Below are 21,543 nucleotides of genomic sequence, written 5' to 3'. Positions count from 1 at the left end.
TCAGATCAGGAAATGATCCTGCATCCACTGCATGCCGGCGGCGTTGGCCTTGGTCACGACCGGACCGTCGGTGACGACGTTCTTCGGGATGCCCTGTCCGCTCTTTTCGCCGCCGGCCACGGCGGAGACGCCCGCAATGATGGCGCCGCCATGAATGCGGCAGGACGGATTGCGGACGGTGGCGAACATGCGGCCTTCGCTGACCGCCTGGATCGCCGGCGGCATCGCATCCACACCGCCGATCAGGATGTTGGTGCGGCCCCGCGCCTTCATGATGTTGGCGGCGGCGAGCGCCATGTCGTCATTGTGGAAGAACGCCGCGTCGATCTGCGGATACTTCGTCAGGTAGGTTTCCCAGAGACGCGCGGTCTTCGACACATCCCAGTCGGCCGGCTGGGTGTCGAGCACCTCGATCCCAGGGAATTGCTTCACGACGTTGTTGAAGCCCTTGGCGCGGCCCTGCGCGCCGGTGTGGCCGAGGGCTCCTTGCGTCATGATGATCTTGCCCTTGCCGCCCATGGCGTTGCACAGCGCCTGCGTCACCGAGGCGCCCATGAACTCGTTATCGGGGGCGAGGAAGGAGTGGACGTTGATCTGGTCGAGCGGCGCAATCAGCGTGTCCATGTCGATCACGGGCGTGCCGGCGTCGATCATCTTCTGCACCGGCTGGGTGAGCGTGCCGATGCCAAAAGCCTGGATCGCGACGAAGTCCCATTTCTGCGAGGCCATGTTGTCGATCGCCGCGCGCTGCTTCACGGCATCGAGCTGGCCGTCGAACCAGGTGACCTCGACATTGAACAGCTTGCCCCAGAATTCCGCGGCCTGCTTGCCCTGCGCGCACCAGGTCGCCTGGAGGCCCGCGTTGGAGAACGCCGCCTTCAGCGGCTTCTCGCTTCGTCCGACTTCGGCTGCAAGGGCGGGGTTTATGCCTATGCTGCCGAGGATGGCAGTCGCGGCGCCGGCGGTTGCTGCCGCCTGAAGAAGATCGCGCCTCGTCGTCGAGAAATCTTTCGTCCCGGACATCGCTCGCTCCCATACAATTCTATCTCGGCGCGTCATTGATTGCGCGACCGATGTTCGAAAGTGTCTCACAAGAGTTGGTACCACTCAATCCGCAATCAACGGCGGGGTCGCCGCGAGCCCGTGTTGGTGCAGCGCAAAGCGTCAGGCCGGGGCGCCGGCGAACGCGTCGATCTCGATGAGCAATCGGTCCCATGCCTGCGCCATGTCCGGCGACCATTCATCGCGGAGAAGATCGCGCAGCGTATCCCTGATGACGGTGAAGAAGGCGATGAACAGCTCGCGCGGCGTGCCGTAGCCATCGTGCGATACGACCTCGCATGTGATCAGCCGGAATTGCCCGCGGCGATCACCGGCGAAGTCGAGAATGGCCTCGATCGTGAGAGCCAGCATCGATCCCATCACGAGTTCGCTGCCTTGGGTGCGGAACATCGCCCGCGTTTCGGGATGCTGTTCGAACAGCCGTTGATAGACGTGTGGCGTGAGATCGGTGCAGCGCGAGGCTGCAAGTTCAAAGCTCTGTTCGATCGGATTGGGAGAAGCATTCATCGGTGCTTTAGCCCCGCAGACAAAAAAAGAGCGGGGCCCTAGCCCCGCTCGAAAATTGTGTCGACCCTATTATCCCCGATTCTAAGATTTGATCTTGATTGGCGGGGCGACGCTGCATTTTGCGCGTCAGGGGCTCCTCCCGAGACTTGGACCACCAGACTTCGACCTCGCGGCCAGCCTGAGCAAAAGGATGCTAGATCAACTTTTCTCACTTGTCATCATTTTCGGCAACGAATGTTCAAAATTCGAGCAATTGACGAAATGATCGGACGGCCGGCCGCATAAGTGTATGACAAATATAAGAAATCTGTGGATGGGCCAGGTCTCGACTGCCTCAAATCCCGGAGGTCCCCTCCCTTGGGCCGGCCGGACCACAGTTTCCGGGGAATTTTGCGCGGGACCAAGAAGGCGGCGGAACCGGGCTCGACTTGGCCATCCGCCGGTGTTTAGTTAGTAGACGAACAAACGGTTCGGCGGATGCGCGCACGGCTGCAAAAATTCCTACCTCTGGTCCTGCTTGCCCTAGTTATGCAGGTGCTGGCGCCGATTGCCGCCTGTCTGGCGGCCGGCCAGGCCGTGGCCGATCCGCTGTCCGCCGCCGTCATCTGCCACAGCGCAGGCGAGCAAGGCGGGCTGAACGATCCGGCGGGTACGCCGGTCGCACATGCCGGTACGTGTGCCCTCTGTTGCCTGGCGCAGGTGGGCGCGTCGCCCGATTCGCCGCCGCACGCCGAACTCTCCGTTCCCTTGCGCCACGCCCAGCGCGTGGTGTGGCACGCGGCGGAGGCATTCGCCGGCGCGGCCCATAAGGGTACAAACGCCCAGGCGCGCGCCCCGCCTCAATTTTCCTGACGACTCTCGTGATCGCCGCGGTCCGCCGCAGGCGATTGATGCTGTCGAATGGCCGGAGAGAAAGCCCGGCGTCAGGAATGCCCCATGTTACGTTGTCATGCCCGCCTTGGCGTGAGCGTCGTTGCCATTCAGGCCGCGCTGCTTGCGTCGTCGAGCGGAGCCTTTGCCCAAGACAGCAGCGCAGTGCTGCCGCCGATCACGGTTGAGGCGCCTCACCAGAAGCGTACGCCGGCGGTCCGACCGCCACGCAATTCTGCGCGATCGGCCCGCATCACCCGAAGCCTGCGAACGACCCCATCACCGCAGGAAACCGTGAGCGACCAGAGTGCAGGGGCTCCGGGTGCCCTGACGGTTCTGACTGCTCAACAAGCGCTGGCGGAAATTGACCAGACTCCGGGCGGCGTGGCGCTCGTCTCGGCCGATGCCTACAGGAACTCGACGCCGTCCAACACGATCAAGGATGTTCTGGATTACGTGCCCGGCGTGTACGCCCAGCCCAAATGGGGCGACGACACCCGTCTTTCGATTCGCGGATCCGGCCTGTCGCGCAATTTTCATCTGCGCGGCGTGCAGCTCTATATGGACGGCATTCCGATCAACACCGCGGATGGCTATGGCGATTTCCAGGAGATTGATCCGAGCGCCTACAAATATGTCGAAGTCTTCAAGGGCGGCAATGCGCTTCAGTTTGGCGCCAATTCGCTGGGGGGCGCGATCAACTTTGTGACCCCGACTGGCCGCGACTCGTTTCCGAACGGTGTATCCTTCGATGTCGGAGGATTCGGCTACAAACGACTTCAGGCGAACGCGGGAGGCGTCAACGGGCGGTGGGATGGTTTCGTGACCGCTTCCGCGCAGGCCGCAGACGGATTTCGCGATCACAGCTTCGGCTCGAGCAACCGTTTGAGCGGTAATGTGGGCTATCAGTTCTCCGCGGATGTCGAGACACGGTTCTACCTCAATGCCAACGAGGTGCGGCAGCGAATTCCGGGTACCGTGACCAAGACGTCCGCTTTGACCAATCCGGAAGCTGCTGCACCGGCGAATGTTGCGATGGATCAGCAGCGCAATATCGACACTGTCAGGCTCGCCAACAAAACCACCGTTCGTTTCGATGACACCAAAGTCGAATTCGGCGCCTTTGGCGTCGATCGGCATTTGATGCATCCGATTTTCCAGTGGCTGGACTACCGTTACAAGGACTACGGCGGATTCGCGAAGATCACGGATGACCGCACCATTGGCGGCTTCCGCAACAGGTTGGTCGCGGGCGTCCAGGTGCTGAACGGCAGCATCGACAACCAGCAGTTCGCCAACATCGGCGGGAGGAAGGGCGCTCTGCTTTCTTCCTCGATCGATCGGTCGGAGAACACCTCCGCCTATATCGAAGACAGCTTCTACGTCCTTCCAAATCTTGCATTGATCGGCGGCACGCAATTTCTGTACGCGACCCGTAATCGGCAGGATCGTTTCCTCAGCGACGGGGATCAATCGGGGGCGACGCGCTTTAATCTCTGGTCGCCGAAAAGCGGTCTGTTGTGGCAAATCGATCCGGCTTGGCAGGCCTTCGCCAATGTCTCGCGGAGTGCCGAGGTGCCGAGCTTCGGCGAAAGCGCGATCGGTCTCGGCATTCCGACGATCCCGTTCACCAGCATCCGCCCGCAGATTGCGACCACGTACGAAATCGGGACTCGCATGAAGCGATCTGATTATGCCTGGGAACTGACGGCCTACCGGGCCAACATTCGCGACGAATTGCAATGCCTCTATAGTGCTTTCGGCAATTGCAATGTGACCAATGCCGACCGCACCATCCATCAGGGCGTCGAGGCCGGCGCGGGCGCAGCCATCTTTCGTGACATCTTCGTCAATGGCCCGGCGCCGGACAAGATCTGGCTAAATGTCGCCTATTCCTTCAACGACTTCCGCTTCGACAAAGATCCGATCTTCGGAAACAATCGATTGCCGGGAGCCCCAACTCACTATTTGCGCACGGAGCTTCTCTACAAGCACCCTACCGGTTTCTATGTTGGACCCAACGTAGAATGGGTGCCACAGGCCTACTTCGTCGACAGCATGAACACGCTGACGACAGAGCCTTACGCCCTGTTGGGATTGAAAGCCGGATTCGACAATGGCGGCCCGATGTCTGCCTACATCGAGGGGCGCAATCTCACCAACAAGACCTACATAGCCAGCGCCAGCATCATCGATCGAGCGACGGCGACGTCAGCATTGTTTGAGCCGGGTACTGGAAGAGCAGTATACGCTGGAATGAGGTATCGATGGTGACGCTCTATGCTCGGCTCCGCGGCAGGCCCGCATTCCGAATGCCGATGCTGACGGCGGCGGAAAGTGATCGCAAGAATGCAGGGCCATTCTTGGCCCGATCAATCGAGAAAGAGGCAATCAACATGAAGAATATCGGACGAACTCTCCTTGCGATTTCAGTGTTGCTGACCGCCTGTGCCGTCGCGCAGGCCGAGGACATCAAGGCCGGCGATCTCGTCATCTCGCAACCGTGGAGCCGGGCGACGCCGGGCGGCGCCAAGGTCGCCGGCGGCTATCTCACCATCGAGAACAAGGGCACAGTGGCCGACAAGCTGGTCAGCGTTTCCGCGGATATCGCGGGGAAGGCCGAGGTTCACGAGATGGCGATGGAGAACGGCGTGATGAAGATGCGCCTGCTCGACAAGGGCCTGGTGATCGATCCCGGCAAGACGGTGAAGTTCGCCCCCGGCGGCTACCACCTCATGCTCCAGGAGCTGAAGGGCCCCTTCAAGCAGGGCGACAAGGTGCCAGTGACGCTTCAGTTCGAGAAGGCCGGCAAGGTCGCCGTTTCCCTCGACGTCCAGGGCGTCGGCGCGCAGGCGCCCGGCGACAGTGGGCACATGATGAAGAAAATGCCTGATCATTCTGGAATGAAGATGTGACGAGCATGATCTGGACCTTTGGGAGATCCAATATGTCGAAGCGAACCTGGCTGATTGTTCTGAGCGTATTTGCGGCAACGCCAGCGACTGCGCACGTCTTCCTCGAAGGCAAGCAGGCAACCGTGGGGGGATCGTACAAGGCCGTCTTCGCTGTCCCGCACGGTTGCGCCGGCTCGCCCACGGTGAAAATCCGGGTGCAGATCCCGGAAGGCGTGATCGCGGTGAAACCGATGCCGAAGGCGGGCTGGAGTGTTGACGTGGTCGAGGGCAAATATGCCAGCGAATACGACTATCACGGCAACAAGCTTTCGTCCGGCGTCAAGGAGGTGACCTGGTCCGGCGGTAAGCTGCCGGACAAGAACTATGACGAGTTCGTCATGCACACGGCCCTGACCGACACGCTCAAACCGAACACAATCCTGTACTTCCCCGTCGTCCAGGAATGCGAGACCGGCGTCAGCCGCTGGATCGAGATCCCCGCGGAGGGGGCAGGGCATTCGCACGAGGGCAAGTCACCGGCGCCGGGCGTAAAACTTCTGCCAAAACCCTGATGCGCCTGCTCGCCGCGCTGGCGACGCTGCTTCTCGTTGTCGGCTTCGCGACCGGCGCCTCGGCGCACGCGGCGCTCGTCGCGGTCGAGCCGGCGAGCGGCAGCATGCTCGCGAGCGCGCCGAAGGCGGTGGAGTTGCGCTTCAATGAGACAGTGACGCCGGGCGCGATCCGGCTGATCGACGGCGCGGGCAGGGCGCGGGATGATGTGCGCGTCAACGCATCGGGCGAGACCATCTCGGTCGCGATGCCGATGGACATGCCGCAGGGCACGGCGGTCGTCAGCTATCGCGTGATCTCGCAGGACGGCCATCCCGTTACGGGATCGGTGATCTTCTCTATCGGCACGCCGACGGGGACGCAACCTCCCGCAAACGCCGATCGCGGATTGAACGTGCTGATCTGGCTGGCGCGGGTCGGTCTCTATCTTGGCCTCTTCGTCGGCGTCGGCGGCGCGTTCTTTGCGCGCTGGGTTGCGTGGTCGATGACGGGCATAACCGTCCCGCGTGTGGCGCTCGCCATCGGTCTCCCGAGCGCGGTGGTGTCCCTTGGCGTGTTGGGGCTTGATCTCCTCGGGCTACCGTTGTCGGCTCTCGCGACGATGGCTCCCTGGAAAGTGGCATTCGGGACCAGCGCGGGCCCCGCCTTGCTCGTGGCCGTCGCTGCAATGCTGTTCGCATTGCTGGCGCTAGGCAGCGCGTGGTGCGCGCGCGCTCTGACCATTATTGCCTTCGTCGGCGTCGGCTTGTCGCTGGCAATGACCGGGCACGCCGCTACGGCACCGCCCGAACTGTTGACCCGGCCGGCAATCTTTCTCCATGGTCTTGGTGTTGCCTTCTGGATTGGAGCCCTCGCACCGCTGGTCGCCCTGTTATCGAAGCGGCCCGCCGTGGCATTGCCTGTCGTGAACCGCTTCTCTCGCCTCGCCGCGCCGGTCGTTGGTGTTCTCGCATTGACCGGCCTCGCGCTCGCCATCGTCCAGCTTGAGGATCCGTCTGCATTGGTCGAGACCCGCTACGGGCTCATCCTCTCGATCAAGCTCGCGCTGGTCCTCGTGCTGTTGGCGCTTGCCGCGCTCAACCGCTTCCGCCTGACCCCGGCGCTCGCGGGAGATCACAAGGCTGCGCCGGCCCTGAAGCGCTCGATCGTGATCGAATGCGCCATCGCGCTCGGCATCTTCGCCGTGGTCGCCGGCTGGCGCTTCACGCCGCCGCCGCGGACGATCGTTCCGGAGACCCCGCTGGCGATCCACATCCACACCGACAGGGCGATGTTTCAGATCCTGGTCTCGCCGGGTAAGGCGGGTATCGACGATTTCGTGCTGCAGCTCATCACTGGCGAGGGGGCGGTGCTGGAGGCCAAGGAGGTGACGCTGACGCTGAGCCTGCCCGAACGCGGCATCGAGCCGATGGAGCGGAACGCCTCGCTCGGGCCGGACAGCTACTGGCACGTGCGCAAGGTCGAGCTGCCCTTTGCGGGCCGCTGGCATGTGCGGATCGACGCGCTGGTGAGCGATTTCGAGAAGATCACGCTGGAGGACGAGCTTGAGGTGGCGGCGCCCTGAATCGGGCTCTTCGGCACATCACGTCGAATCTGAAGTCGACGGAAAAATGACAGGAATTCCGCTGTGTTAGCGGGTTTTCCTCATTCCCGGTCTTGTGTTTTGGCTCCCAATCCGGTTTCACTGCAAGTCATCACTGATTCCTCGAGTATTGCCATGCGGTTGTCGCGGTTCTTTCTGCCCATTCTGAAGGAAAATCCGAAAGAGGCGGAGATCGTCTCGCATCGGCTGATGCTGCGTGCCGGCATGATCCGGCAGGAGGCCGCCGGCATCTATGCCTGGCTGCCGCTCGGCTTCCGCGTCTTGAAGAAGATCGAGCAGATCGTGCGCGAGGAGCAGGACCGCTCCGGCGCGCTGGAACTGTTGATGCCGACGCTCCAGCTCGCTGACCTCTGGCGCGAGAGCGGCCGCTACGATGCCTATGGCCCCGAGATGCTGCGCATCGCCGACCGGCACAAGCGTGAGCTGCTGTATGGCCCGACCAACGAGGAAATGATCACCGAGATCTTCCGCGCCTATGTGAAGTCCTACAAGAGCCTGCCGCTGAATCTCTATCATATTCAATGGAAATTCCGCGACGAGCAGCGTCCGCGCTTCGGCGTGATGCGCGGCCGCGAGTTCCTGATGAAGGACGCCTATTCATTCGACCTCAACGAGGCCGCGGCGCGCGTCGCCTACAACAAGATGTTCGTCGCGTATTTGCGCACCTTCGCGCGGATGGGGCTGAAGGCGATCCCGATGCGCGCCGAGACCGGCCCGATCGGCGGCGATCTCAGTCATGAGTTCATTGTGCTGGCCGAGACCGGCGAATCCGGCGTGTTCATCAATCGCGACGTGCTGGACCTGCCGGTGCCGGGCGAGGACGTCGACTATGAGAGCGATTTGACGCCGATCATCAAGCAATGGACGTCGGTCTATGCGGCGACGGAAGACGTTCACGACGCCGCGCGCTTCGAGCAGGAAGTGCCCGCGGACAAGCGGGTGAACACCCGCGGTATCGAGGTCGGGCAGATCTTCTATTTCGGCACGAAGTATTCCGAGGCGATGAAGGCGCTGGTGGCAGGCCCCGACGGTGTCGACGTGCCGATCCACGGCGGCTCCTACGGCGTCGGCGTCTCGCGCCTGCTCGGCGCCATTATCGAGGCCTGCCATGACGATGCCGGCATCAAATGGCCGGAGGCCGTTGCCCCGTTCCGCGTGTCGATTCTCAACCTCAAGCAGGGCGATGCCGCGGTCGATGCGGCCTGCGAGAAGCTCTATGCGGAGCTGTCCGCCAAGTGCGTCGACGTGCTCTACGACGACACCGAACAGCGCGCCGGAGCCAAATTCGCCGCCGCCGACCTGATCGGCATTCCGTGGCAGATCATGATCGGGCCGAAAGGGCTCGCCGACGGCAAGGTCGAGCTCAAGCGGCGAAGTGACGGCGCCCGCGAGACCATGTCGCCTGCGGACGCGGTCGCAAGACTTGTGGGCTGATAAGGCTGGTCGGCTGAATATTGTTCATCGCCCGAGATCGCGGCCGCCAATCCGGCCACATTTGACCCCGAATCATGGGACTATCGAGCGATGGATGAGACCATGACCGAAACTGTTCAAACCGCGCCTTTTGCACCATTCGAGTGGATGCTGTCGGGGCGCTACCTACGGGCGCGCCGCAAGGAGGGATTCATCTCGGTCATCGCCGGGTTCTCCTTCCTCGGCATCATGCTGGGCGTGGCGACACTGATTATCGTCATGGCCGTCATGAACGGCTTCCGCAAGGAGTTGCTCGACAAGATACTCGGGCTCAACGGCCACATCCTGGTCCAGCCGCTGGAATCGCCGCTGACCGACTGGAAGGACGTCGCCGACCGCCTCAGTCAGGTCCAGGGCATTCGGCTCGCAGCGCCCGTGGTGGATGGCCAGGCGCTGGCGTCATCGCCGTGGAACGCCTCCGGCGTCCTGGTGCGCGGCATCCGCTCCGACGACCTCAACAACCTCACCTCGATCGCCAAGAACATCAAGCAGGGCTCGCTCGAGGGCTTCGATGACGGGCAGGGGGTCGCGATCGGCCGGCGCCTCGCTGACCAGCTGTCGCTGCACGCCGGCGACAGCATCACGCTGGTGGCGCCTAAGGGCGCGGTCACGCCGATGGGCACGACACCGCGCATCAAGCCGTACAAGATCGCCGCGGTGTTCGAGATCGGCATGTCCGAGTATGATCTCGGCTTCGTGTTCATGCCGCTCGCGGAGGCGCAGGCCTATTTCAACCGCAGCAACGACGTCACCTCGATCGAGGTCTTCACCACCAATCCGGATCAGATCGTCGCGTTCCGCCAGGCCGTGACGGAGGCGGCGGGCCGGCCGGTGTTTCTGGTGGACTGGCGGCAGCGCAACTCGACCTTCTTCAACGCGCTCCAGGTCGAACGCAACGTGATGTTCCTGATCCTCACCATGATCGTGCTGGTCGCCGCGCTCAACATCGTTTCCGGCCTGATCATGCTGGTGAAGGACAAGGGCAGCGACATCGCGATCCTGCGGACCATGGGGGCCTCGCAAGGCTCGATCATGCGCATCTTCCTGATCACGGGCGCCTCGATCGGCGTGGTCGGTACGATGGTCGGCTTCATCGTCGGGCTGGTGATCTGCCTGAACATCGAATCGATCAGGCAATTCCTGTCCTGGCTGACCAGCACCGAACTGTTTTCGCCAGAGCTATATTTCCTGTCGAAGCTGCCCGCCGAGATCGACATCGGCGAGACCTCGGCCGTCGTGATCATGGCGCTGACGCTGTCGTTCCTGGCGACGCTGTATCCGTCCTGGCGCGCCGCGCGCCTCGATCCCGTCGAAGCGCTGCGGTACGAGTGAGGGGCTGATGGAGCAGCAGGGGGCGGAAGATGTACCGGTCATTTATCTCCACGAGATAAAGCGACAGTACTTGCAGGGCGAGGTGCCGCTGACGATCCTCGACGGCGCCAAGCTCGCGCTGTGGGCGGGGCAGTCCGTCGCGCTGGTGGCGCCGTCAGGCTCGGGCAAGTCGACGCTGCTGCACATCGCGGGTCTGTTGGAAGCGCCTGATTCCGGCGAGGTCTACGTCAATGGCGCGCCGACCTCGCAACTGCCCGACATCGAGCGCACCCAGCTTCGCCGCACCGACATCGGCTTTGTCTACCAGTCCCACCGGCTGTTGCCGGAGTTCTCGGCGCTGGAAAACGTCATGCTGCCGCAGATGATCCGCGGCCTCAAGAAATCCGAGAGCGTCAAGCGCGCCAAGGAGATCCTTGGCTATCTCGGCCTCGGCGAGCGCATCACGCACCGTCCGTCCGAGCTGTCGGGCGGCGAGCAGCAGCGCGTTGCAATCGCGCGCGCGGTGGCCAATGCTCCGCGGGTGCTGTTTGCGGACGAGCCGACCGGCAATCTCGATCCGCACACCGCTGACCACGTCTTCCAGGCCCTGATGCAGCTCGTCAAGGCGACCAAGGTCTCGATGCTGATCGCGACCCACAACATGGAGCTCGCCGGCCGGATGGACCGCCGCGTGTCGCTGTCGAACGGCCAGGTGGTCGAGCTCGAGTAAAAACCGCGAAAACAACCCCATGCACAGTAGCCAAGTGCTTGGGCGCACTGACGAAAAAAATGGTGCTCCCGGGAGGTTCAAGGCCGGATCACCGTCAATTTGAACGGCCCGCCATTGGCTGCGGCATGGGCTACCGCCTCATTGGCGTGGTCGAGGTCGAAGGCCGTGGCCTCGTACTCCTCCAGCCTCAGCAGTCCCGCGCGCACCAGCGCGATCAGGCGGCTTGCCGCATCCGGCGGATACATCCAGACGCCGTGGATGCTGATGCAGTTGCGCATGATCCAGGGGTAGGGCAGCTCGAGGCCAGCGCCGCCGGCCATGCCGACGCCACCCATCAGCACGACGCGGCCATTGGGGCGCACCGTCATGATCGCCGCGCGCACCACATTCGTGCTCACCGAGGGCGGCATGATGTCGAGCACGCAGTCGATCGGCCCGGGCGCCGCACGCTTCATGCTCTCGCGGTCGTGATCCTCGTTGCCGGAGAGTTTGACCGGCTTCACGCGATCGCCGAAACGGCGGACGAGGTCGGCCAAGATCTTGTCGTTGCGGCCGGGCGCGACCACGCAGGCCGCGCCCATCGCGAGCGCGACGGAGACGGCTGCGCTGCCGAAATTGCCGGTGGCCCCGCTCACCAGCACGGTCTCGCCGGGCTGAAGGCTGGCGGCGAGAAAGCCGCCATAGGGCACCAGCAGCGTCCCCAGCGCGCACCATCGCGTGGCGTCCTCCGACGCGATCGTGCCAAGCCGTTTGACGTTCTCCGTCGGCACCCGCATCTGCTCGGCGAACGAGCCATGGCGAAAATGCTGTTGCAGGCGCATGGCGCCGGCACCGGGGGCAGTGAGTCCTTGCAGGGCAATGTCGGGCGCTGCGGCGTCGTCGCGCGAGCGCACCGTCGGGTCGCAGAACACCCAGTCGCCAACGCTGAGCTTGGTTGCGTCCGGGCCGATGGCGCGCACCCGGCCGATGCCGCCTGGCCCCGGGATGATCGGCAGGTCGAGGGCATAGTTGCGTGCCCCGCTGAAGACCTCGTTCATGTAGGACAGCACCCGCGTTGCGATGACGTCCACGATGACCTCGCCCGTGCCGAGCACAGGGTCCGCGGCTTCCTCAATCGCAAGCGGCGATCCAAATGATTTCAATACGGCAGCTTTCATGATCTCACCTCAAAGTGGGTTGAAGCCCATATGCGCCGCCTTTCCAGGCCCAGGAAGGCCTGGTATTATCCTAGTATTCCCCAAGCCCTCCATCGAGGCACGTCACCATGGCCGACCCACGCCGCGTCGAATTCGGCGACTTCCTCAGGTCCCGCCGCGAAAAGCTGTCGCCGAAGACGGTCGGGCTTCCCGCGGGCCGGCGGCGTCGCACGGCGGGCCTGCGCCGCGAAGAGGTGGCGCAGCTCGCCGGCATCGGCGTCGACTGGTACATCCGCCTCGAGCAGGGCCGCACCGTCAGCCCCTCGGTCACCACCGTGGATGCGCTGGCGCGAGCGTTGCGCCTCAGCAAGACCGAGCACGCCCATCTCAAGGCACTTGCGCGCGACGGCGATAGGCGCGCGTTCACGCGCGAGATCGTGCCGCCCCCCGTTCGGCGGATGATCGAGAGCCTGGCGCAGCCGGCCTATGTCACGGGGCGGCGCTGGGACGTGCTGGCCTGGAACGCGGCGGCCGAGGAGATCTTCGGGTTCGGACAATTGCCCGAGCAGGACCGCAACACGCTGCTGCTGGTCATGACGAACAAGCAGACGCGAAAATTCTACGGTGCCGGCTGGGCTGACATCGCCAAGAGCATGGTCGCGATGTTTCGCGCCACTCACGACGTCTGGGCCGGCGATCCCGCCTTTACGGAATTGCTGACGCGGCTGCGCCAGGGCAGTCCGGAATTCGTCAAATGGTGGGAGGCGCACGAGATCCGCAGCACTGCCGCGGGCCTCAAGATCATGAACCATCCGACCAAGGGCGTGCTCCGGTTCGAGCACACGAGCTTTCAGGCCAATGACGATCCGGCGCTGAAGCTCGTGATCTACACGCCGGTGTAGATTGCGGAAACATGGGGTCGAAGCTCGTCACGTATGACGGTCGATGATCTGAAGGAGCCGATCGCAGGACGCCTCGATCCTCTTGTGGGGAGATGTGGCGACGCCCAGCAACAGGCCGGATCGCGCCGAGGCCGCGGACGCATGCCATAGCGATAGGGGCGTGGGCGCCAACCCAAACGATGCTGCTTCCCTCGCGATCGCGACGTCGGAGGTTCCGTCCGGCAGTCTCAGGACCGCGGCCAATCCGGCGATCGCAACGTCCTTCGCAACGTCCTTGGCGCGTGCCTTCAAATATTTCAGCAGCGCATCGCCTTGCGCGGCATAGGCCCGCTTCGTGCGTCGAAGATGCCGCAGATAGTGGCCGTCGCGGATGAATTCGGCGGTTGCGAGCTGTACGGAGGGCCCGGGCGCCGGAGCGAGGCATGCCGCTACCTCGGCAAAACGGGATGCCAGAGAGGCGGGTGCAACGACGAAGCCCAGCCGCAAGGCAGGAGTCAGGGTCTTGCTGAACGACCCGATGTGAATCACGCGCCCGAAACGATCGAGAGAGGCGAGCGCCGGTGTGGCCCGCCCTCTCAGCTGAAGCTCGCTCAGATAGTCGTCCTCGATCACCCATACCCCTTCCTGGGCTGCCCAGTCGAGAAGACATGAACGTCTTGCCAGCGACAAGGTGGAGCCAAGCGGTGCCTGCTGTCCCGGCGTCACGACCACCAACGCAGCATCAGGAGCGTGTTTCAGGCCGTAACGGACGTCAATGCCGTCTACATCAACCGGGATCGGCCTGATCGACAACCTTGCAAGCTCAAGGCCGTGTCTTGTGAAGGGGAAGCCCGGGTCCTCCATCCAGACCTTCTTCTGCTCGAGGCCGAGAACCCGCAGTGCCAGTCCGAGGCCGCTGCTGAAGCCGCCGGTGATGATGATCTGCGACGGTGCACATTCGATACCCCGCGCCAGCGCGAGATATGCCGCAATGTCGCGCCTCAATTCCAGCTCGCCGCGGGGATCCCGATAAATGGCCGGTGCGCTGGTTTCCGCGCGCACCGCCCGCGTGCGCATCCTCGAGAAGAGCTTGGCGGGAAAGGTCTCGTGAGCGGGCACACCCATTTGGAAAACGGCCGGTCCCGCAGTGAGCTCCTGGTACATCTCCATGAACGAGCCGGGGTGGGGAGCGGCTTCCTGCCGAGGGGTAAAGGCGGGTCGATCCGCAACACGCGTTCCGGTCGCGCGCGACGCGACGATCAGTTGCGCAGAGGAAAGTTTTTCGTAGGCCGATCGCACGGTGCCGCGCGCCACGCCCAGCTGAGCCGCCAAATCCTGCCATGAGGGCAGACGAGCTCCCGGAGCCAGCACGCCGCTCTCGATGGCAGCTCCGATACCTCTGCGGATTTGTTCCGCCAATGGCGTCTTCGCAGATCGATCGAGCTCCAGCTGCAGCGGTTTGACCATGCCCCCGTGGTACACGATTTTCGTCCATTCTTGGTGCTTTTTTGTAGACCATGGCGGGGCCATTTATCGGGCAGGGAAGTACATGGCGGAAGTACATGGCGACAGCCGCCGAACAGAACCGATCATGGAGTATGAAAATGGCTAAGCGTCTCGACTACGACCGCATTGCACCCGCAGGCATGAAAGCGCTCGGCGGCGTTTACGGCTATGTCATGCAGAGCAATCTTCCTGCAACGCTCGTCACTCTGGTTTATCTGCGCATTTCGCAGATCAACAATTGCGCCTACTGCCTCGACATGCACACGCGCGATCTGCTGAAGAGCGGACAGAAGATCGAAAAGATCGCGCTGGTGCAGGCCTGGGCGGAAGGCGGTCATCTCTTCGACGAGCGGGAGCGTGCCGCCCTCGCATGGGCTGAAACGGTGACCCGTGTGGCCGAAACCGGCATCCCGGATCAAGCTTACGAGGCTGCCCGCGCCGTCTTCGAGGAGCGCGAGCTCGTCGATCTCACCATCGCGATCGGCCTGATGAATGCGTACAATCGCATGGCAATCAGCTTCCGAAATACGCCACAGGCCGCGAAAGAGATGGCAGCCTGACCCCGGTGCCAGACGGCAAGAGGGTAAACACATGCCATCGACTGCGACGGCATGTCCTGAGATATCGGCGATTCAAGGCAGGAGCTTGAAATGACCATCGCAATTTCCGGCGTGAAGATTCCCGACAGCAAGATCACACGGGAGGCCGCCGAGCTGGTGCGCCAGTACGAAAACGACATGTTGTTCAACCACTCGGTCCGCGTCTTTGTGTTCGGCGCGATCAAGGGACATCGGCAAAATCTGAAATTCGATTCCGAGCTGCTCTACATCGCGGCGCTGTTCCACGATCTCGGGCTTGTCGACCATTACCATACACAGACCAAGCGATTTGAAGTTGAGGGCGCCGATGCCGCCCGCGAATTTCTGAGGGGGCACGGCATCGACGAGCCAAAAGCCGATCTGGTTTGGGAGGCGATCGCGTTACATACGACGCCCGGAATTCCACAATACATGCGGCCGGAAATCGCTCTCACGAATGCGGGTGTGTTGGTCGACGTCGTGGGGATTGGCTATGACGAGTACTCGCCAGAGCAGCGCGACCAGGTGACCACCGCATTTCCGCGCGGTGATTTCAAGAACGAATTCCTTCAGGTACAAACCTGCTCGGCCTTGAAGAAGCCGCAGACCACGTTCGGGACTGTCAATTTCGATTACATCGAAGATCACGACCCCACATTTCACAAGCCGAACGCATGCACGCGCATCCGCAACACTCCCTGGCGGAGCTGACCTTCGGCGCGATGTTCGAGTTTCGCCACGTTGACTCATGGCGACGGTGCGGCCGGGGGCGTTACGCTGGCGTTCGGCTGCTGAATGGCCGGCCACGGGCTCTTCGGAGCCGGCGTCGCCGCCGCGCATGACGCCGCAAGCTGCGGCCACACTGACGTCAGGCCCGTCAAGTCGATGTCGAATTTCGTGATGTCCGCCTTGTCGTCGGGTAACAGCGTGGTTTCGCGGACATGGAGGGAGCGGGACGCCAGTATCGCTTTGAGCATGTCCGGATCAATGCTGCCGCGCCAGACTTCGTATTTTCCGGCCCGCAACACAGACCCTCCGGCCGCGTTGTCCGGAGCGGCGTCCGCCGTCACCAGGATGGTGGTCTTGCCGATGGCCGTCTCGTCGATCTCGCGCGCGAATGTCAACGGCACGCGCTTTCCGCTTTCGCAAGACAGACGCCATTCCATAGGTCGGAACGAAGCGCCGTTCTCCTTCTTCAGCATCGCGAACTTGCGGGCGAAGGGGCGCGCTTCCTTTTCCAGTTTCCATGTCGTTTCGGCAAGCGAACGCGTGTCGATGCCGAAACGATAGAGCTCGGCGCGCGTCAGCAGGTGCAGGTTTTCGAACTTCACCGTCCGGATCAGATCGTCTAGCTCGCGGCTGATCCCCATCGCCGCGATGAACGCAGCGCGATCACGATCGGCCCTGGCCATCCGGCGCTGCCTGTATTCCGCGACTGCCGCCGGAGGCGGATTCCCGTGAAAGGCAAGGACCAGCCTGGAATTATGGACCGCCAGCGCGGCGTCGGGGGCGACCTCGCGCGATGTCGCTCCGAGAAACAGGTAGCCGCAGGCCGAGTTGCACATCGCATGGTACGTGGTGAGTTCGGCTTCCACCTCGCCGCCGGTATTTTTGATTTTCAGGCACGCGGCGTCCACCTGCGTGCCCGCGGCGCACGCCGTCGCGATGGTCCGGCCAACCCGAGCGACCGCCTTGCGGGTGCGCAACACCGCCCGATGACATAGGACTGCTCCACGTTTCCACCCGGTGAATACAGGTAGATCGGACGCTGCGTGTCCTTGACGCCGGCGAGGAAGCGGCGAATGCGCGGCGCGGCGTCCTGGTCGATATCGCCCTCGATGGCGATCCACCGGTCGCAGCCCGGTCCGCACGCGTCGGGTGGCCCCTTGGCAAGATAGATCGTCAGCCTGGACGCAATTCCAGCCTTCTCGGCCGGCGTCCCTTCGGCATGCAATGCGCCGGGAAGCAATAGCAAGGCCAGGACAAGCAGACGACGGGCGAGCATGAAACGATGGGGGCCACGCGCGGTGAAAAGCAGACGCCGATGCTACACGACGATCCGCGCTGCCACAACTTGCGGTGGCGCGTTCGCGCGGGTCTGTCCCCGACGTCTGGATTGGCATTCGGAGGCCAAATGGCGCAGGCAGAACGGCGTCTCCCAGGGGACGGTGACGACGGGAACCTAAACGCCATCATGCGGTTATCGCGCAGACAATTTGCGCGACCCGGCTGCATCACTCAAAGGGTCAGGCGGGCTCACCGGTCGAAGCGAACAGCAGTGGGACGATCAGGCAGCTAGCTCCTCGTGGAGCTAGGAAGTGGCAGGGGAAGACCAATGACGACAGCGACCGGGATCCGCTCGGCCGATCGCAATTCCGTCTTAGCCACACTCGGCGACTACATCCGAGAGATCAGCAATCCCGACGATCTCGCCTATGCCGCGGCGGAGCTGCTCGGCCGCAGCCTCAACGTCAGCCGGGCGGGCTATGGCACGGTCGACACCTCAGCCGAGACCATCACCATTGTCCGCGACTGGAACGCACCGGGCATCCTGAGCCTCGCAGGCGTGCTGCGCTTCCGCGACTATGGCAGCTACATCGAAGATCTCAAGCGGGGCGAGACCGTCATCTGTGCCGATGCGGAAAAAGACCCTCGCGTCGGCGATCGTGCCGAGGCACTCGAGGCGATCTCTGCGCGCGCGCTCGTCAACATGCCGATCTCGGAGCCCGATGGGGTCGTGGCGCTGCTGTATTTGAATAATGCCGGGCCGCGCGAATGGAGCCCCGAAGAGCTGGAGCTTATTCGCGATGTTGCCGAGCGTACGCGCACGGCCGTCGAGCGCCGGCGTGCGGAGACGGCTGTGCGGGAGAACGAAGCCCGGCTGCTTTTCCTGGACGCACTCAACAAGGAGACGGCCAGGACCCGCGATGCCGACGGCGTGATGGCGGTGACGACCAGGATGCTTGGCGAGCATCTCGACGTATCGAGCTGTGCCTATGCTGATATGGATCCCGACCAGGACGGCTTCACCATACGCGGGGATTGGGCGGCGCCGGGCGCGGTGCATATCCTTGGTCACTACAGCCTGGCTGACTTCGGGAAGAAGGCGGTGCGAGAGCTCGGCGCCGGCAGGCCCCTGATCATCAATGACAATTTGAAGGAGCTTGCGCCTGAGGAAGCCGCCACTTTCCAGAACATCGGGATCGGTTCGACGATTTGCATGCCCTTGGTCAAAGAAGGGCAACTCACCGCCTTGATGGCGATCCATCACCGGGGCCCGCACCAGTGGACGCCGCGCGAACTCGCCTTGCTCACCGAAGTGACCGAACGGTCGTGGGCCCACATCGAGCGCGTCCGATCGGAACAGGCGGCGCGGGAGGCCGCCGAACGACTGACGCTTGCAAACAAGGCGGCTGGTATCGGCACCTGGGACTACGACCCGGTCAACAACGTTCTTCGATGGGATAGCCGCTGCAAGGAGGTATTCGGTTTATCGCCCGACGCTGAAGTCAGCTATGAAGGGGCGTTCCTGAAGGGCCTTCATCCCGAGGACAGGCAGCGCGCCCACGAGGCCGTCTCCGCGGCGCTGACGCCGCACGCGCCGGCAAACTACAACATGGAATACCGGACCATTGGCATCGAGGATGGGGTCGAACGCTGGATCGCCGCGACCGGTCAAGCCATCTTTGCCAACGGCCAGGCTGTTCGGTTCATCGGAACGGTTCTGGATATCACCGAGCAAAAGAAAACCGAGCGTCATCTCAGAATACTCAATGATACCGGGGCCTCGGTCTCTCGCGAACGCGACCTCGACAAGATCGTCCAGATCGTGACGGATGCCGGCGTCGGACTCACCGGTGCTCAATTCGGCGCCTTTTTCTACAACGTTCTGGCGCCGGATGGCGGCAGCTACATGCTGTATTCGCTGTCTGGTGCGCCGCGATCCGCGTTTGAAAACTTTCCGATGCCGCGTAACACAGCCGTCTTTGGCCCGACCTTCGAGGGCTCCGGCGTGGTGAGGTCCGACGATATCCTGCGGGACCCCCGCTATGGCAAGAACGCGCCGCGGAAAGGCATGCCCGAGGGCCATCTTCCGGTCCGATCCTACCTTGCGGTCCCTGTGATCTCGCGCACCGGCGAAGTTTTCGGCGGACTTTTCTTCGGTCACGCTGAGACGGGTAAATTCCAAGCCGAGCATGAGTCCGCGTTGCTTGGTATTGCGGGCCATGCCGCCACCGCTATCGACAACGCCCAGCTCTTGACCCGGCTCGAGGCGCTCAATGCCGGATTGGAGCAACGCGTTGCCGACGAAATCGCCGAGCGCATGAAAGCCGAAGAGCAATTGCGGCAATCCCAGAAGATGGAAGCCGTCGGGCAATTGACCGGCGGCATTGCCCACGACTTCAACAATATGCTGGCCGTGATTCTCGGCAGCCTGAATCTTGCCAAGCGGCGGCTCGGCAGGGGAGAGGTCAGCATAGACCGCTTCATCGAGGGCGCCATCGACGGTGCAAATCGCGCAGCCACGTTGACGCAGAGGCTGCTCGCGTTCTCGCGCCAACAGCCGCTCGCGCCTGAGGTCGTGGACATCAACAAGATGGTCGGCGGGATGAGTGAGCTGCTCGAGCGATCGCTGGGCGAGCTAATCCGCCTCGAGACGGTGCTGGCGGCTGGCCTCTGGCGGGTCAAGGCAGACCCGGCCCAGCTGGAAAGCGCGATGATCAATCTCGCGGTCAATGCGCGCGACGCCATGCCAAAAGGGGGCAGGCTGACGATAGAAACCAGCAACGCCTCGATAGACCGAAAATATGCTCGCGAGTATGCACTCGCACCCGGGCAGTACGTTCTCGTGGCCGTGACGGACAACGGCACGGGAATTCCGGCCGATGTGCTGGGCAAGGTGTTCGATCCGTTTTTCACGACCAAGGTCGTGGGAAAGGGCACCGGCCTCGGCCTCAGTCAGGTCTACGGTTTCGTGCGGCAGTCGGGCGGCCATGTCAAAATTTACTCGGAAGTCGATGTTGGCACGACCGTGAAGATCTACCTTCCACGCTTCGCCGGCGAGGAGGCGGGCTCAGCTCTGTCGCAGGAGGAGATACCCGCCGGTGCAAGCCATCAGAACGAAATCATTCTCGTTGTGGAAGACGACGAGCGCGTCCGCAGCATGTCGTCCGAAAGCCTGCGCGAACTTGGCTACACCGTCATCGAGGCAGCCAGCGCCAAAGAGGCGATCAGGACGATTGAAAATGGTTTCGTTCCAGATCTGCTGTTCACGGATGTCGTCATGCCCGACATGACCGGCGCCGAGCTGGCGGCCGAGCTGTCGAGACGATACCCGGCGCTGAAAGTGCTGTTCACCACCGGCTACACGCGCAATGCAATCGTTCACAATGGCGTGCTCGATGCCGGCAAGCATCTGCTTCCCAAGCCCTTCGCTATCGAAGACCTGGCTGCCAAAGTCCGCACCTTGCTCGACGAGATCTGAACGCGTTTTGGAAACGATCTCTTCCGTTTGCAAGCTGCCTTCACAAGGGCTATGTCCCGGCTTTCGGAAGAGCATGACATGACAATCTCGGATGACAACGACCTCGCGCGCCTGAAGGAGATAGGGCGCATCGTCGCCAATACCCTGGAGGCAATGGGGAAGGCGCTCGAGCCGGGCATGTCCACCTCCGAGCTCGACCAGATCGGGCGAACGCTGCTGGAGGCCGCCGGTGCACGTTCGGCTCCGGAGCTGGCCTACGACTTTCCGGGCGCAACCTGCATCAGCGTGAACGAGGAGATCGCTCATGGGATCCCCGGCGATCGGCGGATCGCGCGCGGGGACCTCGTGAACATCGACGTGTCAGCCGAGAAGAACGGCTTCTTTGCGGATACCGGAGCCTCATTCGCCGTTCCACCCGCAACGCGAGCGGTCGAACGTCTTTGCAGAGATGGGCGGCGCGCGATGTGGACGGGCCTGCAGCAGGTCGGAGCCGGCAAGCCGATCGCCGGTATCGGTCAGGCCATCGGGACTTTTGCGCGGAGGAACGGTTACAGCCTGGTCAGGAACCTTGCCAGTCACGGCGTCGGCCTGTCGCTCCACGAGGAGCCGACGGAGATCGCAACGTGGCCCGACCGCTCCGAACGCCGCATCATGAGCGAAGGCCTCGTGTTCACCGTCGAGCCGTTCTTGTCCCTTGGCGCGGAATGGGCAGAGGATGGCGATGATCCATGGACGCTCTACAGCAGCCCCGAGGCGCCGACCGTTCAATACGAGCACACCGTGATCGCCACGCGAAGCGGACCGTTGATCGTTACGATGGCTGGTTAAGGAGGCGTCCTTAAGCCACCGGATCTCGGGCAGCATCCGAACGGGTTCGATCATCCCGAGCCAGCGGCGGCGCCGGTCTCGCCGACCAGATTGCCGAGCGTGGCGTCGG

18 protein-coding genes are annotated in these 21,543 nt (G+C 63.0%); 13 read left to right on the top strand and 5 right to left on the bottom strand.

Annotated features, from left to right (window positions below; genetic code table 11):
• Window positions 1–1,023, bottom strand: a complete 1,023-nt coding sequence (locus IVB19_RS19830) for a sugar ABC transporter substrate-binding protein (protein ID WP_018455066.1) — start codon at window positions 1,021–1,023, stop codon at window positions 1–3.
• A 141-nt stretch (window positions 1,024–1,164) separates the two neighbouring features.
• On the bottom strand, window positions 1,165–1,569 hold the full coding sequence (locus tag IVB19_RS19825) for a globin (protein ID WP_018455065.1): 405 nt from the start codon (window positions 1,567–1,569) through the stop codon (window positions 1,165–1,167).
• A gap of 477 nt (window positions 1,570–2,046) precedes the next feature.
• Here IVB19_RS19825 and IVB19_RS19820 point away from each other — a divergent pair, with 477 nt between their 5' ends.
• The 8 genes from IVB19_RS19820 (at window position 2,047) to IVB19_RS19785 (ending at window position 11,020) form a co-directional block, all read left to right on the top strand.
• A complete protein-coding gene (locus tag IVB19_RS19820; protein WP_026232869.1) occupies window positions 2,047–2,421 on the top strand; it encodes a DUF2946 family protein in 375 nt (124 codons plus the stop codon).
• 84 nt (window positions 2,422–2,505) lie between these two features.
• Window positions 2,506–4,713: a TonB-dependent receptor family protein gene (locus IVB19_RS19815; RefSeq protein ID WP_247819833.1), complete on the top strand. Its 2,208-nt coding sequence runs from the start codon at window positions 2,506–2,508 to the stop codon at window positions 4,711–4,713.
• Between the two features lie 122 nt (window positions 4,714–4,835).
• Window positions 4,836–5,354, top strand: coding sequence for a copper chaperone PCu(A)C (locus IVB19_RS19810; protein ID WP_026232867.1), 519 nt, complete (start codon window positions 4,836–4,838; stop codon window positions 5,352–5,354).
• A 32-nt stretch (window positions 5,355–5,386) separates the two neighbouring features.
• On the top strand, window positions 5,387–5,905 hold the full coding sequence (locus IVB19_RS19805; RefSeq protein ID WP_018455060.1) for a YcnI family copper-binding membrane protein: 519 nt from the start codon (window positions 5,387–5,389) through the stop codon (window positions 5,903–5,905).
• A complete protein-coding gene (locus tag IVB19_RS19800; RefSeq protein ID WP_018455059.1) occupies window positions 5,905–7,467 on the top strand; it encodes a copper resistance CopC/CopD family protein in 1,563 nt (520 codons plus the stop codon). The genes IVB19_RS19805 and IVB19_RS19800 overlap by 1 nt, the downstream gene beginning before the upstream one ends.
• 153 nt (window positions 7,468–7,620) lie before the next feature.
• Window positions 7,621–8,940, top strand: coding sequence for a proline--tRNA ligase (gene proS / locus IVB19_RS19795; protein WP_018455058.1), 1,320 nt, complete (start codon window positions 7,621–7,623; stop codon window positions 8,938–8,940).
• A 90-nt stretch (window positions 8,941–9,030) separates the two neighbouring features.
• On the top strand, window positions 9,031–10,311 hold the full coding sequence (locus IVB19_RS19790; RefSeq protein WP_018455057.1) for a lipoprotein-releasing ABC transporter permease subunit: 1,281 nt from the start codon (window positions 9,031–9,033) through the stop codon (window positions 10,309–10,311).
• A 7-nt stretch (window positions 10,312–10,318) separates the two neighbouring features.
• The gene (locus tag IVB19_RS19785; protein WP_018455056.1) at window positions 10,319–11,020 is read left to right on the top strand and encodes an ABC transporter ATP-binding protein; all 702 of its coding nucleotides are present in this window, start codon (window positions 10,319–10,321) and stop codon (window positions 11,018–11,020) included.
• 77 nt (window positions 11,021–11,097) lie between these two features.
• Here the strand turns inward: IVB19_RS19785 and IVB19_RS19780 are convergent, their stop codons facing one another.
• Window positions 11,098–12,177, bottom strand: a complete 1,080-nt coding sequence (locus IVB19_RS19780; RefSeq protein WP_018455055.1) for a zinc-binding dehydrogenase — start codon at window positions 12,175–12,177, stop codon at window positions 11,098–11,100.
• 107 nt (window positions 12,178–12,284) lie between these two features.
• On the opposite strand from IVB19_RS19780, the gene IVB19_RS19775 reads away from it, so the two are divergent.
• On the top strand, window positions 12,285–13,058 hold the full coding sequence (locus IVB19_RS19775) for a helix-turn-helix transcriptional regulator (protein WP_018455054.1): 774 nt from the start codon (window positions 12,285–12,287) through the stop codon (window positions 13,056–13,058).
• Between the two features lie 27 nt (window positions 13,059–13,085).
• Here IVB19_RS19775 and pdxR read toward each other — a convergent pair whose 3' ends face one another.
• Window positions 13,086–14,504 carry a MocR-like pyridoxine biosynthesis transcription factor PdxR gene (gene pdxR / locus IVB19_RS19770; protein WP_085384787.1) on the bottom strand — a complete coding sequence of 473 codons (1,419 nt, stop codon included), beginning with the start codon at window positions 14,502–14,504 and terminating at the stop codon, window positions 13,086–13,088.
• A 137-nt stretch (window positions 14,505–14,641) separates the two neighbouring features.
• Here pdxR and IVB19_RS19765 point away from each other — a divergent pair, with 137 nt between their 5' ends.
• On the top strand, window positions 14,642–15,103 hold the full coding sequence (locus IVB19_RS19765) for a carboxymuconolactone decarboxylase family protein (RefSeq protein ID WP_018455053.1): 462 nt from the start codon (window positions 14,642–14,644) through the stop codon (window positions 15,101–15,103).
• 90 nt (window positions 15,104–15,193) lie between these two features.
• The gene (locus IVB19_RS19760; protein WP_018455052.1) at window positions 15,194–15,832 is read left to right on the top strand and encodes an HD domain-containing protein; all 639 of its coding nucleotides are present in this window, start codon (window positions 15,194–15,196) and stop codon (window positions 15,830–15,832) included.
• A 35-nt stretch (window positions 15,833–15,867) separates the two neighbouring features.
• Here IVB19_RS19760 and IVB19_RS19755 read toward each other — a convergent pair whose 3' ends face one another.
• Window positions 15,868–16,827 carry a hypothetical protein gene (locus IVB19_RS19755; protein WP_247819832.1) on the bottom strand — a complete coding sequence of 320 codons (960 nt, stop codon included), beginning with the start codon at window positions 16,825–16,827 and terminating at the stop codon, window positions 15,868–15,870.
• Window positions 16,828–17,456: 629 nt separating this feature from the next.
• Here IVB19_RS19755 and IVB19_RS19750 point away from each other — a divergent pair.
• Window positions 17,457–20,606 carry a GAF domain-containing protein gene (locus IVB19_RS19750; RefSeq protein WP_247819831.1) on the top strand — a complete coding sequence of 1,050 codons (3,150 nt, stop codon included), beginning with the start codon at window positions 17,457–17,459 and terminating at the stop codon, window positions 20,604–20,606.
• A gap of 78 nt (window positions 20,607–20,684) precedes the next feature.
• A complete protein-coding gene (map, locus tag IVB19_RS19745) occupies window positions 20,685–21,434 on the top strand; it encodes a type I methionyl aminopeptidase (protein WP_247819830.1) in 750 nt (249 codons plus the stop codon).
• The last annotated feature ends 109 nt before the right edge of the window (window positions 21,435–21,543 follow it).

It is taken from the genome of Bradyrhizobium sp. 187 (genome assembly GCF_023101005.1).
Taxonomy (GTDB): Bacteria; Pseudomonadota; Alphaproteobacteria; order Rhizobiales; family Xanthobacteraceae; genus Bradyrhizobium; species Bradyrhizobium canariense_D.
The sequence above is the reverse complement of the archived record's forward strand: the minus strand, read 5'-3'. Positions and strand labels throughout refer to the sequence as shown.